General features: G+C 71.8%; 2 protein-coding genes. One reads left to right on the top strand and one right to left on the bottom strand.

Annotated features, from left to right (window positions below; translation table 11 throughout):
- Positions 1-468 (top strand): ABC transporter ATP-binding protein C-terminal domain-containing protein (locus tag BI327_RS40775; protein WP_143271810.1); only part of this gene is annotated, 468 nt, incomplete at its 5' end.
- A gap of 7 nt (positions 469-475) precedes the next feature.
- On the opposite strand, the gene BI327_RS40770 is transcribed toward BI327_RS40775, so the two are convergent.
- Positions 476-1,022: STAS domain-containing protein (locus tag BI327_RS40770; RefSeq protein ID WP_143271809.1), on the bottom strand; the 547-nt coding region annotated here is incomplete at its 5' end.

Raw genomic sequence — 1,022 nt, 5'->3', positions numbered from 1 at the left:
GTGCTGGAAAACGTGCAGACCGCCCTGCTGTCGCGCGACCGCCTGCTGCTGCGCCCCTGGCGCCGCGCCGCCTCGCACCGCCCCGACGAAGCCATGGCGCTGCTGCAACAGGTGCGGATGGCCGACCAGGCCGGCGCGCACTGCGGCGCGCTGGCCTACGGCGACGTCAAGCGGGTCGAGCTGGCCATGGCGCTGGCGCACCGGCCTAAGCTGCTGCTGATGGACGAACCCACCGCCGGCATGGCCACCAACGAACGCCATGCGCTCATGCGCCTGACGCGCGAGCTGGCCGATACGCAGCGCATGGCGGTGCTGTTCACCGAGCACAGCCTGGACGTGGTGTTCAAGCATGCCGACCGCATCGCCGTGCTGGTGCGCGGCAGCCTGCTGGCCGAAGGTCCGCCGGACCGGATCGCGGCCGACGCGCGCGTCCAGGCCGCCTACCTGGGCACCGACGCCCCGGGCTGAGACCGGCTCAGTGGCCGGCCTGCGGGCTCTCCGGCTGGCATTCCCAGAACACCCTGGCCTGGCAGCCGGCGCAGATGCCCCGGTCGAGCCGGGCGTAAATCGTGTGCAGCGCGGTCGCCTTGTCGGGGAACACGTGGTCCGCGCCCAGCCGCTCCAGGAAGCCGGTGCGGCGCCACATCGCCAGCACCTCGGGGCGCGGCCGGTGGAAATAGAGGTCGCCGCCCATGGCGCGGCGCGCCACCAGTTCGTCCTCCCAGACCTGGGCGCCGGCCAGGTCGATGAAATTCATGCTCTTGGCCATCACCAGCAAATGACGCGGCGCCGCCGCGCCCTCGCGCAGTTCCTGCAGGCGCTGCGCCACGTGCGCGGCGGCGCCGAAATACACCGACCCTTCCATGCGCAGCAGCTTGAGCTGGGGGCATTCCGGCAATGCCTCGGGCTGCTGCGCCAGCACCACGAAACGGCGGTCCAGCCCGCGCGAATCGAAGCCCATGGTGCGCATCGCCGGCCGCGAGGTGCGGTGCAGGTACGCCATCAGCGACAGCACCGTGTCC

Origin of the sequence: Bradyrhizobium mercantei (genome assembly GCF_001982635.1) — a bacterium.
Classification (GTDB): domain Bacteria; phylum Pseudomonadota; class Alphaproteobacteria; order Rhizobiales; family Xanthobacteraceae; genus Bradyrhizobium; species Bradyrhizobium mercantei.
The sequence above is the reverse complement of the archived record's forward strand: the minus strand, read 5'-3'. Positions and strand labels throughout refer to the sequence as shown.